At 46.0% G+C, this 14,315-nt stretch carries 18 protein-coding genes and 1 tRNA gene; 10 read left to right on the forward strand and 9 right to left on the reverse strand.

Features of this window, described 5'->3' with window-relative positions; genetic code table 11:
* Positions 1 to 52: 52 nt before the first annotated feature.
* From BMW55_RS17590 to BMW55_RS17615, 6 genes are all read right to left on the reverse strand, one after another.
* Positions 53 to 532 (reverse strand): Rossmann-fold NAD(P)-binding domain-containing protein, encoded by a 480-nt coding sequence (locus BMW55_RS17590; protein WP_089972867.1) that lies wholly within the window; start codon positions 530 to 532, stop codon positions 53 to 55.
* Between the two features lie 119 nt (positions 533 to 651).
* Positions 652 to 990, reverse strand: coding sequence for a hypothetical protein (locus BMW55_RS17595; protein ID WP_089972870.1), 339 nt, complete (start codon positions 988 to 990; stop codon positions 652 to 654).
* Positions 991 to 1,003: 13 nt separating this feature from the next.
* On the reverse strand, positions 1,004 to 1,297 hold the full coding sequence (locus tag BMW55_RS17600) for a hypothetical protein (RefSeq protein ID WP_089972872.1): 294 nt from the start codon (positions 1,295 to 1,297) through the stop codon (positions 1,004 to 1,006).
* Entirely contained in the window at positions 1,294 to 1,539 is a 246-nt protein-coding gene (locus BMW55_RS17605) for a hypothetical protein (protein WP_089972875.1), read from the reverse strand. Before BMW55_RS17605 ends, BMW55_RS17600 begins: the two co-directional genes overlap by 4 nt.
* Positions 1,540 to 1,566: 27 nt before the next feature.
* Positions 1,567 to 1,878 carry a hypothetical protein gene (locus BMW55_RS17610; protein WP_089972878.1) on the reverse strand — a complete coding sequence of 104 codons (312 nt, stop codon included), beginning with the start codon at positions 1,876 to 1,878 and terminating at the stop codon, positions 1,567 to 1,569.
* Positions 1,879 to 1,953: 75 nt separating this feature from the next.
* Positions 1,954 to 2,253: a hypothetical protein gene (locus BMW55_RS17615; protein WP_089972881.1), complete on the reverse strand. Its 300-nt coding sequence runs from the start codon at positions 2,251 to 2,253 to the stop codon at positions 1,954 to 1,956.
* Between the two features lie 313 nt (positions 2,254 to 2,566).
* Between BMW55_RS17615 and BMW55_RS17620 the strand changes: the two genes are divergently transcribed.
* The 3 genes from BMW55_RS17620 (at position 2,567) to BMW55_RS17630 (ending at position 4,824) form a co-directional block, all read left to right on the forward strand.
* A complete protein-coding gene (locus BMW55_RS17620) occupies positions 2,567 to 2,815 on the forward strand; it encodes a helix-turn-helix domain-containing protein (protein ID WP_089972884.1) in 249 nt (82 codons plus the stop codon).
* A complete protein-coding gene (locus tag BMW55_RS17625) occupies positions 2,808 to 3,659 on the forward strand; it encodes a tetratricopeptide repeat protein (RefSeq protein ID WP_089972887.1) in 852 nt (283 codons plus the stop codon). The genes BMW55_RS17620 and BMW55_RS17625 overlap by 8 nt, the downstream gene beginning before the upstream one ends.
* Positions 3,660 to 4,332: 673 nt before the next feature.
* Positions 4,333 to 4,824, forward strand: a complete 492-nt coding sequence (locus BMW55_RS17630) for a hypothetical protein (RefSeq protein ID WP_089972890.1) — start codon at positions 4,333 to 4,335, stop codon at positions 4,822 to 4,824.
* A gap of 430 nt (positions 4,825 to 5,254) precedes the next feature.
* Here BMW55_RS17630 and BMW55_RS17635 read toward each other — a convergent pair.
* Positions 5,255 to 5,330: transfer RNA gene (locus BMW55_RS17635), tRNA-Ala, on the reverse strand.
* 202 nt (positions 5,331 to 5,532) lie between these two features.
* Complete coding sequence (locus tag BMW55_RS17640; RefSeq protein ID WP_089972894.1) at positions 5,533 to 5,850, reverse strand: luciferase domain-containing protein; 318 nt, start codon at positions 5,848 to 5,850, stop codon at positions 5,533 to 5,535.
* A 370-nt stretch (positions 5,851 to 6,220) separates the two neighbouring features.
* On the opposite strand from BMW55_RS17640, the gene BMW55_RS17645 reads away from it, so the two are divergent.
* Genes BMW55_RS17645 through BMW55_RS17660 form a run of 4 tightly spaced genes read left to right on the forward strand, consistent with a single transcriptional unit; the run spans position 6,221 to position 9,679 of the window.
* Positions 6,221 to 6,682: a MarR family winged helix-turn-helix transcriptional regulator gene (locus BMW55_RS17645; RefSeq protein WP_089972903.1), complete on the forward strand. Its 462-nt coding sequence runs from the start codon at positions 6,221 to 6,223 to the stop codon at positions 6,680 to 6,682.
* A gap of 5 nt (positions 6,683 to 6,687) precedes the next feature.
* Entirely contained in the window at positions 6,688 to 7,362 is a 675-nt protein-coding gene (locus BMW55_RS17650; protein ID WP_089972906.1) for an HlyD family secretion protein, read from the forward strand.
* A gap of 29 nt (positions 7,363 to 7,391) precedes the next feature.
* Positions 7,392 to 8,027 carry a biotin/lipoyl-containing protein gene (locus tag BMW55_RS17655; protein WP_089972910.1) on the forward strand — a complete coding sequence of 212 codons (636 nt, stop codon included), beginning with the start codon at positions 7,392 to 7,394 and terminating at the stop codon, positions 8,025 to 8,027.
* 32 nt (positions 8,028 to 8,059) lie between these two features.
* Entirely contained in the window at positions 8,060 to 9,679 is a 1,620-nt protein-coding gene (locus tag BMW55_RS17660; RefSeq protein WP_425283882.1) for a DHA2 family efflux MFS transporter permease subunit, read from the forward strand.
* 279 nt (positions 9,680 to 9,958) lie between these two features.
* Here BMW55_RS17660 and BMW55_RS17665 read toward each other — a convergent pair whose 3' ends face one another.
* Entirely contained in the window at positions 9,959 to 10,516 is a 558-nt protein-coding gene (locus BMW55_RS17665) for a thioredoxin family protein (RefSeq protein WP_089972913.1), read from the reverse strand.
* 251 nt (positions 10,517 to 10,767) lie between these two features.
* Between BMW55_RS17665 and BMW55_RS17670 the strand changes: the two genes are divergently transcribed.
* Genes BMW55_RS17670 through BMW55_RS17680 form a run of 3 tightly spaced genes read left to right on the forward strand, consistent with a single transcriptional unit; the run spans position 10,768 to position 14,296 of the window.
* Complete coding sequence (locus BMW55_RS17670) at positions 10,768 to 11,523, forward strand: DeoR/GlpR family DNA-binding transcription regulator (protein ID WP_089973020.1); 756 nt, start codon at positions 10,768 to 10,770, stop codon at positions 11,521 to 11,523.
* On the forward strand, positions 11,520 to 12,437 hold the full coding sequence (gene pfkB / locus BMW55_RS17675) for a 1-phosphofructokinase (protein WP_089972917.1): 918 nt from the start codon (positions 11,520 to 11,522) through the stop codon (positions 12,435 to 12,437). The genes BMW55_RS17670 and pfkB overlap by 4 nt, the downstream gene beginning before the upstream one ends.
* An 11-nt stretch (positions 12,438 to 12,448) precedes the next feature.
* Entirely contained in the window at positions 12,449 to 14,296 is a 1,848-nt protein-coding gene (locus tag BMW55_RS17680) for a PTS fructose transporter subunit IIABC (protein WP_089972921.1), read from the forward strand.
* The last annotated feature ends 19 nt before the right edge of the window (positions 14,297 to 14,315 follow it).

The raw sequence follows: 14,315 nt of genomic DNA on the forward strand, positions 1-14,315 counted from the left end.
CTCACTCCGCTTTGAATTACAGGTCTCCAAGAGAATTTAGACAAATGCTAACTCAAAAAGTTGCATAATTGTCTGGACTTATGGGGGGCATTAAGATCTTACCTGCAATCTCACTATCCGCAAAAGACATCGGAAAAAAGCCATCTGTTGTCCGAAAAAACTCAAAAGCATAAGCTGTTACTCCGGAATCGCAAAGCACTTTTGTCAACTCGGGGTTTCCTTCCGCGTGAAAAAACGCTCCTATATGCATTTTCTGATGCAAAAAATGATACTCATGGGGGCCAGGTGACTTAAATTTTACGACGAACGGACTTGCCAACCAGGCTTCCGAAGTTGAAACGATCTCCGCACCAGCTTCTCGATATTCATCATCAGAAAAACCTGATCCATTTCCTGCACCAGTTTCAACGTATACTTGATAACCAGCTTGAACAAACAGTTTCACTTGATCAGGCATTAAAATGACCCTTTTTTCGTCATCTTTTGTTTCCTTCAATACAGAAATGCTTTTATTGTTTTTCTGAGCCTCCATTTTAACCCTCCATTCATTCTGTCCAACATAAGCCCTTTAATTATTAAAAATTTCATTTGGGAGCTTGTCGCACGGTTCAGCCACATTTAGAGGCTAACTATACAACAAGCTCTCCATATTTATTTGTGAACCCGCACTTTTTTGAATAAATGTAGTCGATCAATATCCTCGGTTACTCCCTTGCATTCTACTAATGTTGCCTCATACGCTTGCAAAAAACGTTCGATTCTCTTTGGATTTTTGATTTTCTTAGTCTTTCCGCTCGGACAATGGAGCACAACCAACTTTTGTTCCGACCAGTCATACCAATATTTGATAGGTTCCAGATGACTTTTCGTTTCCTTTTGAAACAGTCTCATGAGCAACTCCTGGGAAAGTTCGTTTTTAGATATACCTTTTTTGGAAATTCCTTTTTTCTTTCCAGCGACTTCTCTTGAGACTCTCCAACTCCCATCCACGTAAGAGACTTCTTCATTCACTGATTTTCTTAAATCTACTAACTGTAATCGTTCCAATTGCAATCAGCGGAACTGTTTTGTATGGTGCATTGCGCAGTAGCTGTTGTTTACGCTCATGGTCATCGATAGTGTTTTTACGCTCATACCGGATTAAAAATTTTTCTTCCTTGTTGCATTTCGCGCTGTAACATACGAATTTTTGTACCGGTTGAGGTTTCCATTCTTGAAAGTGATTGTTTTTGATTTTTCTGCCACAGTCTTTACATTTCACATCTGACAAATACAGTGTTTCAATTGCCAGTTTCATTGTGTAAGACCACCTGACTCCTGCTGGTTTGAAAGAGTAAAGGGAAGTACCTTTGTCCACTGGGAGTTTAGTTGGTCCAGAATATAATTTGTCCGGTCTACTTCGTGTGCAATGAGAAGTTGAGCAAACGTATGTTGAACCTCCGCCTTTTTCAGCAATTCTTCCAGGTGTTTGTTGAGTAAACGGCAAACCATTTGTTTCGATTCGATGTCAAGCTTTAATACGATCTCTCTTTGTTCCACAGCATTTCCTCCCACAACTGCAATTACTCATTCCAAGAGCCCCGATGCTGCCTCTCCATTAATAGAAATTCTGTTGCCGTCCCGAATCACATTACCCTTTAGCAGTGTGAAGCATAAATGTTTTCCGTTTGTTGTTCTGAACATAACAGTAATGGGCTCGTTGATTTCTTTTAAAGGGTAGTAGACAAAGCTACAATTCATCTGAATCTCGCTCGTCCCCAAACCCTTCTTCAAATACTGTGCTGACGTAGCTAAAATTCGATGTTGCGGAAGAAGTGCAAAGTCTTTTAGAAATGCCCGCACTTCTTCTTCCGGTCCTTCTACACTGAGCCGTAACACAATCAAACTCCTTTTGTGTTATAATGAAGTTATCGAAAATTGTTTTTGAGAGCCTTTTTTATCTGGCTCTTTTTTTCATGAAAAAATGTCAAAATACTTACCAAAAACCACCTGAACTCCTTCATCGATCTCCACCTGGGTCACATCCAGTAATGGAATTCGGATTTCTCCTCCTTCCATAGTGGTAATTTGTAACATCCGGAGCCGCCGATCCGGCAGATACTTAATGTAACATGATACGCTTACATCTACCTGCCCAGTCATTCCACCGTTGTGAACTTCTTGATGAATCAGTTCAATCTGAGGACGTTGCCCAATGTCTTGCAGAAATGATTTGACCTGATTTGGTTGACCTTCTATTTGAAGTTTCAGCACAAAAATTCCACCTCCTCCTATAAAAAAATTTCATTAAAACACGAAGCAATGTCGAATAGCAAATTGCAATCCATTTCTGTCTATGCTTAAATTATAGTATCATAGTTCAAATTTTCTCAATATTTATTTGGTTTAAGTTTAGTTCTTAAACAGACTAGCTATTTAGGAAACGATAGTACGAAATCATGCGCTTTTTCCACCTCTTTAATCAATCGTTCAAAGTTTTGTACTTAAAGGCGAAATCATTTGATATTTCTACGTATTGTGTATACCATAATTTCGTGAGGTTTTTTCAAATTTAAGGAGGGCTTGAATGAAAAACGTTAGTTTAGATGACGAAATCGCTCGGTATGTGGTTAGAAGAAGGAGGATCAAAGAAAAGAATCTGACGTTGGAAGACATGGAGGATTTGAATATTTCTAAAGGAACTCTAAGCAACATTGAGAACGGAAAGTCAGTAAGAGAAGACTACTTCAATCGTTATCTCAAAAAAATAGATATGAAAAAAAGTGAATTAGATAAACTGGTTCAAGAAGTTACTGAAGAGGTTAAAGATGGGTAATTGCAGCTACTTTCAAAACGATCTTGAACAGGCAATCCAATACATTAACAAAGGTTTAGAAGCGTATGATGAATCAAAGGAACGGGAGCAAATAAAATACAACCTATTCAGCAATAAAATTTTTTACTTAATCAATTCCTCACGTAGTGACGAAGCCTTCTTAATACTTAATGAAATTTGGCCGCTAAGATCAAAGATAGATAAAAACAACGGCGCACTTCTGGACCTTTATACCTTTAGAGCCAGTCTTTTTCGAGACAGGGGAATGAACGAGGAAGCGATTCAGGTTTGTGAGGAAGGTTTGAAAATTGCCAAAAGTGTCCGAAGACGAAATCGTTATCTTGACTTACTAACAATTTTAGGAAGTATACATTTGTACCAAAAAGATTTTGATACAGCTTATGACCGTTTTCATCTGGTACTTACTTTAGATAGCGATTTCAAGCACCCTCGAAGACATGTCGAAGCCCATACTTGGCTCGGGATATTACACAACAGCAAAAAAGAGTGGAATCTAGCAAGAGAACACCTTGAGAAAGCAATTCAAATTTCACGGGAAACACCCAACGTACTGAGTTGTGCCAAGGCGTTAATAGCTATGGGCAATCTCTATGCATTTCAAGAACAGTATGCCGAAGCCATTCCTTTTTATCAGGAAGCAGCAGACCTTTGTGAAAAAAGATACAAGCACAGACAGTATACAGCTTTGTTGAAAAAGGCATACTGTTTTGTTAAGATGGGAAAGACAGACGATGCTGATTTCGTTGATTGTTTAAAAACGAAGCTTGACTTGGAAATTATACTTAGATTGAAAAGCGAGGATGAGGTTTATGAAATTCTTTAATGTATTTTTCGCCCAATCCTTCCAAACTAAAGTTTTTAACGGAGCGAAAGAACAGGCTTTAATAAAAATGGGCGACGATGACGAGCCTCCTTCTAACGACATCTGAAAAAAAGTAATAGGTAGTCGATTCCGTTCGATTACCTTTTTTGTTTGTATCTCTCTGATACGTGACAATAGCGCTAGTTCCCGTTAATTTATTTTAGTGTATCATCGCAACGATCTTGTTTCTCAATACTCATTAAATCATTTGTTTATAAACGATTCATCTAAGGTTCTTAGTTAGATTGCCTTCTGTAACGTCCCTACGACCAATAGGACTTCTTTGCCCATGACTGTGACACAAGAATATTAAATAAAAAAATGGCCCGCCAACTTACTTGGCAGGCCATTTTCAATGTTTTGCTTTCTCACTGTTGCCACATCCTCATCATTGATTGCCAAATCATAAAATGGCGGGGTGGTGTGATTGCTTTTCATTTCAAGCCAATAGCTTGAACTAGTTCTGTACTTATAGAATCAATCCCTCTCATTTTGTATTTAAAAGTGATGGAGACTCCAGAAAGTTATGTAGTGCTGAGCATATAACGCATTTTTGTAGACTAACAAAACAATTCGGTAGTTTACAAATAATGTAAACTAATGCTATAATTTACATAAAAGGGAGGGACGTAAAATGCAAATAAAAATATACACAAAACGCGGTAAACTACGGAATACTATAGGCATTCCTTACATAACAACCAACCAACACGGACGCATTACATTTCCTAAAACAACAAGAGAACTGCTTTTAAAACATGGAAACTTAACACATGTGGTGCTAGGTTATTATGAAGATAAAAAGGGTATTGCAATTGCTCTTCCCGAAAAATACCCTAAAGCTGCTCTTTTTAAATTATCAAAAAATCACACTCAGATTTCTTGTAAGGATTTTCTTAGAGACAACGGTTTACTACCAGAAAAAAACGGGGAGACTTTCTTTTTAGAGAATGAAAAGGATGGATTATTCATCTTTGTAAAGGAAAAACAAACTTCAGAAAAAAAAGCAACTGAAACTTCAAGTGATAAAAATGCTTTCCCTGAAATCACAAACCTCGACGAGAAGACAAAAAGAATGTTATTAGAACAATTACTAAATGAAACAAAAACATATAATAACAGCTAACCAATAACTATTGGTGACTCAATTTTTGTAAAAACCACTTCTGAACAGCGCGATTTGAAGTGATTTTCTTATTAGTTGGATAAAAAATATTGACTCGCAAGATATTATGCGCATCAATGAAAGTTGTTAAACTGAAAGCTGTTACTGTAGAGAGGTTTCAGTCAATCTTAGTTTACCTAGTATCAAGTGAACAAGACTATTAATCATACCAGTTGCTTAGCTGATTTAACAAATTTAGTTATCAGAAACCAAAAGCCTCTGAATCCGTCACTTAACAATCAGACGAGATTCACAGGCTTTTTCTTATATAACGTCTAATGCACTTATAGATTCCTATAAGTGCGTGATCAAAATGTGATCATTTGGCCATTTTCTCCTCAATTCCATTTCCTTACAAACGCGAAAACCCCCGACATGTCGAGGGTTTGGTTGGTGGAGCATAGCGGGCTCGAACCGCTGACCTCTACACTGCCAGTGTAGCGCTCTCCCAGCTGAGCTAATGCCCCATGAATGTTTAATTAGTTTGGTTATCGCTGACGACAAAACTAAGTATATAGCAGCACAACCATAAAGTCAAGCATATTTTTCACGGTTTTAAATGGAAATATACGACTGACTCGCTTTTTCTGATTCCGCTGATTGAAGACGGAAAAAATAAACGGCCGGCAACGCGAAATGGGAAGCCGGCCGTTTTGATGATTCGTCGCATCACTGATCTTTTTTCCTTCGGGAGATCCGGTCATACTGCATTCTGAATAACTTGCATAATGTATCGAAGTCTTCCGCCCCTTTGATCCAGTAACTGACCCATCCGGAGTCAGGATAAACATGATGGGGTTTGGCCAGTCCCTGTTCAATGATTTGGTCTCTGACAGACTTGGGGAATGGCAAATCGGCAAGCTTTTCCCCGTGCAAGTGGCCCAATTCTTTATTCATGTAACGAAATTCAACCCCGCCAAAACGATGAGGGTGTTCGGTTACCCCTTCCCAACTCAGCAACTCTTTTCTGAGCAGTTCCAGCACCATTCTCTTCGCCTCCCATCGGTTTCATGCTACTTACCTTTTCCCCGACAAACCTTTTAATAAACTTAATATAACAATATATTTAAAAAGTTATAGATCCCTTCTTCTCACTGATCACCAGTTACACATAAAACATTTCATGGCATGAGCTGCGCTCGGAGAGAGTCCGGCATAGGCAGGCAAGAGGTCGGCGGATGGAGACAGGGTGACGAAAAAATGATCCTTTCCAGCACCTTTATGCATACGTTTCTCTTTTTATTTCTGTAGCCGGAATATTATTCTATTGACATTTAACAAAGTGAAACATTATGATGGTAATGTTTCGCATATAAAATATTTAATCTCATAAACATTTATTGAGGTGAACCTTTTTGTGGTTAGCGACAAACAAATCATTGAGCTGCTTACATCCCTGCAACGGTGCATGATCGCCTACCGCCGCGTGGTGCAGGAAAAATTGAAAACATATAACCTGACCATTTCGCAGGCTAAATTATTGCGAGTGTTAACAGAAGAGGGGCCCCAATCGTTGGTGGAACTGAGCAAAAAGCTGGAAACGGCCACCAGTTCCATCAGCGGGATTGTAGACCGGCTGGAGCGGATGGATTATGTTTACCGCCAACGGGATGAACAGGACCGGCGGGTCGTCCGGGTCGGTTTGACCGAAAAATGCGAGGAGTTGTTGGCGGATTTTCCGATCAGTCAATCTCAACAGTTGCAAAGGCATCTGACCAACATGAGTTCGGACGAAGTCCGGGTGTTAACGGAATTGCTTCAAAAGTTCACGCAATGTCTTGATGGAAACACTTCAACCGAATCACAAGCAAGGGGTTAAAAAAGATGAAACGACTGATGATCAGCGTCACCGCCCTTGCCTGTATACTGGCTTTGGTCGGCGGTGGCGTCTATTCCTGGAATCAACATTCTCAGTACCTCACGACGGACAATGCCCGTGTCGAGGCGGACATCATTCCCATCACCGCCCCCGCCACAGGTAAACTGAGCGAGTGGTCGGTGCATGTGGGAGAACAAATCGGTGCACATGCGCTGCTCGGCAAAGAAGAGGTTTCCGTCAATGGCCTCCCCATGAGACCGGGTTCCAAGAAACCGGGCCAGGAAAAAGGAAAGCCCGTCGTGCATGAACTGCTGTCACCCATTGAGGGAGTGATTCTGGAGACTCACGCGGTGCCCGGAGAAGTCGTGAGGCAGGGAGAGACGATCGCCATGGCGGCTGACTTATCCAATCCTTATGTGCTGGCTTACATCGACGAAGAGCAAATTCTCGATATCAGCACAGGCAAAGAAGCGGATATCTTTCTGGATGCTTATCCGGATGAGACGTTTCACGGTAAAGTAACTGAGATCGGGCGCTCCGCCGGGAACTTCCTGTCCGGAAACGCATCTGCCAGTGATTCCAAAGAAATCGAACGAGTGCCGGTAAAGATCGTGGTCGATGATTTTTCAGGGAAATATCTGGCCCTGGGAATGAACGCAACCATAAAAATCCATAAGTAAGATAGATATGTGGAGAGGAGAGATTCTGCATGAAGACCGGAAAGTTTTTATTGTTGAATGCACTGATTTTCCTTGTCATCGTCGGATTGGGGATCGGAGGCTATTATTACTATTACGATCAGCAAAACTACATTACCACTGAAGATGCCAAAGTGATGGGGGATATTGTTCCTGTTGCGGCGGAAGCGGGCGGGAAATTGACAGCCTGGAACGGCAAAAACGGCCTGGTTGTCGCCAAGGGGTACGTGCTCGGGAAAGTGGCGGCAGGGAATGCAACCGTTGACGTAACGGCCCCGTCAGAGGGGACCATCGTGCAAAGTAAAGCACTGGAAGGTCAAATGGTTTCTCCCGGCCAGCCGCTGGCACAAATCGTGAATATGAAAAAGCTCTACATTACCGCGAACATCGAGGAAACCTCGATTGAAGATGTGAGCGTTGGGCAAGAGGCCGATATTACCGTGGACGCCGTGAACGGAACGAAAATCAAAGGGAAAGTGACCGAGATCGGACTGGTCACCAACTCCGTCTTTTCTCTTTTACCGCAATCTCATGCCAGCGGTGACTACACCAAAGTGGTTCAGCGGATTCCGGTAAAAATCGAGATGGAAAACTACCCGTCAGGTATTGTGCCGGGCATGAACGCAACGGTGAAAATTCACAAATAAAAAGTGCATGTTACGAATGAAAGGAGGGCTGCCTGTTGTCAACGGAAAGCACGAACGCATCCAATCAGGGAATTGCCCGCCACATTCCTCTTTTAGCTGTCTTGATGCTGGGGATGTTTCTAGCGATACTCAACCAAACCCTGCTGAATGTGGCGATTCCGCCTATTATCAATGAAATGAATATCACTGCTTCGACCGCACAGTGGCTGCTAACGGGCTACATGCTGATCAACGGGATCCTGATTCCCCTGTCCGCCTATCTGATTGAACGTTTCGGCGTCCGGCTCCTGTTCCTCGCGGCCATGTTCTTCTTCACCGCCGGATCGCTGATCTGCGGCGTTGCTCCCTCATTCGCAGTTTTGCTCATCGGCCGTCTGGTCCAAGCCATTGGGGGAGGCATTCTCATGCCGCTGGTGATGACCATCATCCTCTTCATCTTTCCCCCGCAGATGCGCGGAAAAGGGATGGGAATTTTCGGGCTGGGTATGATGTTTGCCCCTGCGATCGGGCCGACTCTTTCCGGCTGGATCCTCGAGCACCACAGCTGGCGCCTGCTCTTCAACGGAATGGTGCCGCTCGGAATCTTCGTCACCCTGGTCGCATTCTTTGTGTTAAAGGATCTCGGACAACGAAAAAAAACACGTCTCGATTTGTTGGGTTCCGTCATCTCCACGCTCGGCTTCGGCACGCTGTTGTACGGACTGAGCGAAGCGGGAACCAGAGGCTGGGCTGACTCGGTCGTAGTCTCTTGCATCGTGCTGGGGGTTCTGCTGGTGGCTCTGTTCATCATCCTGCAGATTCAATCCCCGGAACCTCTCTTGGACTTCCGTGTTTTTAAATACGATATGTTTTCTTTGTCCAGCGTGGTCAGTGCCATCGTTACCGTCGCCATGTATGCGGGGATGTTTCTGCTGCCCATCTATCTGCAAAACCTGCGCGGCTTCACCCCGTTTGAATCAGGACTCTTAATCCTGCCGGGAGCGGTGATCATGGGGATTATGTCCCCCATTTCCGGTTCGCTGTTTGACAAATGGGGCCCCCGCCCTCTGGCTGTGGCTGGTCTGCTGGTTACAGCGGTGACCACTTACGAGTTTACGCAGTTAACGCTGGAAACCAGCTACTCCCATATCCTGATGCTAAACATGATCCGTTCGTTTGGGATGTCGCTTTTGATGATGCCCATCATGACTGCCGGGCTCAATCAGCTTCCCCGGGAAAAGAACAGCCACGGAACGGCCATGTCAAACACGTTGCGCCAGATCGCCGGGTCGATCGGCATCAGCATTTTCACGACGATCTTCAGTACACGGACGACTTTTCATCTCGGGAAGTTAAGTGAACAAGTCAACATCATGGACCCGGCATTTGCTCAAACCTTTGCGTCCCATGCGGCCGCTACCGGTCTGCCCGCTGCCGAAGCTGAGAAAACATTGACGGCCTATTTGTACGGTCAGGCCCAAATGCAGGCGGCAGTACAAGGAATTGATGACGCCTTTATCTGGGCAACCGGAGTCACTCTGGTGGGACTGGTCCTCAGCTTCTTCCTCCGCGACGTGAGGAAGGACAAACCGACAAAGACCACTCAGGCAGATCCACCCCAACCGGACGGGCCTGCGGCAGACGTGAAAAAAGAAGCTGTGGTTGCCGGTTGAGTTTATAAAAACAGCAGCCGAATGAATCGTTGCTGTGTTTTATGTTTCTGTGTCCTGAAACCGGATCGGCAGTCTGGTTTGCATACGATTATCCAATCAGGGTCAGAGTACACCGTCAATCGGACGGAGGAGATGGAAAGAAAATCTTTTCCACATCCCGTTCAACGTTGAAGAAAACTGCATTCAAAAGAGAAAGGACCACGGTCTCTGTGGTCCTTTCTCTTTTGAAGAACAATCCGGATCACGCCTTTCCCCTGTCGGAAGCCGGAGAGTGGTCTACTATTCTTTCCATTTAATATTGCAGCCCATACTTGGTTTTTGCTTTACTGTGACAGGTTCGTCGCTGAGGATGCTGTCCAGCGCAGCCCGGATGGATTCGCCCGTGACCGGTATATCGTTTCCGGGGCGGGAATCATCCAATTGCCCGCGATAAACGCATTCCAGATTCCGATTAAAGATATAGAAATCCGGTGTACACGCGGCTTGATAGGCTTTGGCCACTTCCTGTGATTCATCAAACAGGTAAGGGAACGGATAACCAAGCTCTTCAGCCACTTGCTTCATTTTTTCCGGTGAATCCTCCGGATATTTTTCCGCGTCATTGGAGTTAATGGCAACAAAGGAGACTCCTTTGGGCAGATAATCATTGGCCAATTGCACCAGCTGGGATTGTACATGCTTCACATAGGGACAGTGGTTGCAAATGAACATGATCACCGTTGCCACATCTGATTTTACATCGTCCAATGAAACCTGTTTTCCCGACACGACATCCGGCAAGACAAAAGAAGGAGCTTGCTTGCCCAGCGGGAACATGGTGGATTCAGTCAGCGCCATATGTATCCTTCCCTTCCTTCAGAGGATTCGATCATACCTGTTCATTCCCCATCAGCCATCTCCTTATGCCGGTCGAAAACCATGCGAGTACAAGGAGTGGCTGATTCTATTTTATCACTTTTCAGGCATGAGCATAAATAGCAGTTGCACGATCCTGAATGATTATGAAGGAAATTGAAGTTAAGCGAAAGAAAATGATTGATTTTATGAAAGGGTTTTCGTTATGATAATACCAAAGTGAGGTGGTCGCCATCCTTACTCCGCAGAGACATCAACTGATTTTGGACTTATTGAGAAAACAGGGAGTCGTAAAAATACAGGATCTCGTCGCCGCCACCGATTCCTCGGAATCAACTGTCCGGCGGGATCTGATCCAACTGGAAAAAAAACATTTGCTCAAGCGCATTCACGGCGGGGCCGCACTCTTGCAAGGCAAGGGCTCGGAACCGGGCATGGTTGAAAAATCAGCCAAAAACCTTCAAGAAAAAAAACAGATCGCTGCCTTTGCCGCTTCTTTGGTAAAGAACGGCGATTGCATTTACCTGGATGCCGGCAGTACGACATTTGAAATGATTCCCCACTTCATCGACAAGCAGGTGACAGTGGTCACCAACGGAGTGAATCATTTGGAAGCTCTTGTCGCAAACCACGTGAAAGCTTATGTGCTGGGCGGCAAGATGAAAGCTTCCACGAAAGCGCTGATCGGCAGCGTCGCATTGGAAAATCTCCGGCGCTACCGATTTGACCGGTGTTTTTTGGGAGCCAATGGCATTCATCCCGAACTGGGTTACACCACGCCCGATCCCGAAGAAGCACTCTTAAAACAATCCGCTATGCAGTTATCCGGCCAAACGTATGTTTTGGCTGATCACAGCAAGTTTTCCGAAATCTCATTTGCCAAATTCGCTGATCTTGAAGAAGCTTGTTTGATTACAGATCTAGTTCCTGAAGACACAAGAGAATGCTACGAACAGAAAACATCTTTGTTTGAGGTAGGAAAAAAATGATCTATACTGTCACGCTCAACCCATCCGTTGATTTGACCGTCGAAGTGGAAGATTTTCAGCTTGACCGGCTGAACCGATCGAGCCGGGAGCTGAAGTTTCCGGGCGGGAAAGGGATTAATGTTTCCCGCGTCTTGCACCGCATCGGGGCGGAAACCACCGCCCTGGGCTTCATCGGGGGATTTACCGGCCGCTTCATCCGGGATTCCCTGATCCGCGAAGGGATTCACGTCGATTTTATTGAGGTGGAAGAAGATTCGCGCATTAATATCAAGCTGAAATCACCCGGCGGCGGAGAAACGGAGATCAACGGCTCAGGCCCGACGATCCCCGGCCACCATTTCCGGCAGTTTCTCGCTAAGCTCGATTCGATTCCGGAAGGGGAAATGATTGTTCTTGCCGGCAGCATCCCCCGCTCACTGCCCGTCAATCTCTATGAAGAACTGACGAAAAAGTGCAGCGGACGCGGAATCCATGCAGTCGTCGATGCGGCGGGAACAGCGCTGCTGCACGTCGTCAAGCACAAACCGTTCTTAATCAAACCCAACCATCACGAGCTGGGGGAACTGTTCGGCGTCACCTTTCAATCAGTGAATGAAATCCTTCCCTATGGCATGAGACTGGTGGAAATGGGAGTCCGAAACGTCATCGTATCGATGGCCGAAAAAGGTGCTCTCTTCTTCAGCCGGGAAGGCATCTACTCAGCGAATGTCCCCCAAGGGAAAGTGGTCAACTCCGTCGGCGCTGGAGACTCGCTGGTTGCAGGGTTTATCGGAACCTATGCCAAAACAGGTGATCTTCTCAAAGCTTTTCAATACGGAGTCGCCGCCGGAAGCGCAACCGCTTTTTCCCGGGATTTATGTACAAAAGAGGAGATCGAGGCGTTATACCCGCAAGTGCAGATTCAAAAGATTTGAGGGGATGCGACATGAAGATTACCGAACTTTTACAGAAAGATACCGTGATCATGAATCTTCAATCAACCAGCAAAGATTCAGTGATGGATGAATTGATCGACAAACTGGATGCCGCTGGCCGCTTATCCAACCGGGATGAATTTAAAGAAGCCATTTTAAAGAGGGAAGCTCAAGGCTCCACCGGGATCGGAGAGGGAATTGCCATTCCGCACGCCAAAACGAAAGCGGTTAAAACCCCGGCCATCTGCTTTGGGAAAAGCGATGAAGGGATCGAGTTTGATTCCTTGGACGGCAAACCCGCCCACTTATTTTTCATGATCGCGGCCCCCGAAGGAGCCAATGAAACCCACCTGGAAACCTTATCGCGCCTGTCTGCGATGTTGATGGACAACCATTTTCGGGAGCAGCTCAGCCGGGCGAAAACCGCCGATGAAGTGATCGCGCTCGTGGACGCGAAAGAAAATGAAGGCGACGAACAGACCGATCAACGGAAAGAAGCCGGACATGAAAAGCTGATTCTCGCCGTCACTGCCTGCCCGACAGGGATTGCTCACACGTATATGGCAGCCGATGCGCTGACAGCCAAAGCAAAGGAGATGGGAGTCCCGATCAAAGTGGAGACCAATGGTTCCACCGGTGTGAAAAACGCCTTGACCCGGGAGGAAATTGAACGGGCCACGGCCATTATCGTCGCGGCAGACAAGCAGGTGGACATGGATCGTTTCCATGGAAAACGGGTGATCCAGGTGCCCGTCTCGGAGGGAATTCGCAAGCCCGCCGAATTGATCGAACGGGCTTTAAAACAGGAGGCCCCCGTTTACGAGCGAACGGGCGAAATCACAAAAGCTGACACCGGAGAGAAACGGCTTGGCTTTTACAAGCATTTGATGAACGGGGTCAGCAATATGCTGCCCTTTGTCGTCGGCGGCGGTATTTTAATCGCTCTCGCTTTTGCTTTCGGCGGGATTGACGCCAAAGGACCGATCGCCGAAACGTTGATGAAAATTGGCGGCGGCGACGGCGCTTTCCACTTCCTCGTACCAATTCTGGCCGGATTTATCGCCAGCAGCATTGCCGACCGTCCCGGTTTCGCTCCGGGTGTCGTGGGCGGCTATCTGGCGGCAACCGCCGGGGCTGGTTTCCTTGGCGGTCTGATTGCCGGTTTCCTGGCCGGTTATATCGTGGTAGGGTTAAAGAGAGTGTTGGCTGTTCTTCCCCATCAATTGGAAGGAATCAAACCGGTTCTCCTGTATCCGGTGCTCGGAACCCTGATTACCGGCGTTTTGATGATCACTGTCATCAACGGGCCCGCAGGTGCGCTGAACAAAGCGATGACTGCCTGGTTGAATGATTTGAGCGGCAGCAATGCCCTGATTCTCGGTTTAATCCTGGGCGGAATGATGGCGGTCGACATGGGCGGTCCGGTCAACAAAGCCGCGTTTACCTTCGGCATCGCCGCCATCGAAGCCGGCAATTTCGCCCCCCATGCGGCAGTCATGGCCGGCGGAATGGTTCCCCCGCTCGGCATCGCCCTGGCCACCACTTTTTTCAAAAGCAAGTTTACCGATGCAGAGCGCAAGTCTGGTTTGACCAACTATGTCATGGGTGCATCCTTCATTACCGAAGGAGCCATTCCCTTCGCAGCCGCTGATCCGATCCGGGTGCTCGCCGGCTGCATCACCGGATCGGCTGTTGCCGGCGCTTTGGCCATGATGTTCGGAATCACTCTCCCCGCGCCCCATGGAGGTATTTTCGTCATCCCACTGGTGAACAAACCGCTGTTATATGTGCTGGCGATTCTGATTGGTTCCGCGGTTACCGCTGTCATGCTGGGCATTTGGAAAAAAAGGGTCAAATAATTGCTTTGTTGATGGAAAC

The sequence above is a fragment of the Lihuaxuella thermophila genome, assembly GCF_900110165.1.
In the GTDB taxonomy this organism is placed as follows: Bacteria; Bacillota; Bacilli; order Thermoactinomycetales; family Thermoactinomycetaceae; genus Lihuaxuella; species Lihuaxuella thermophila.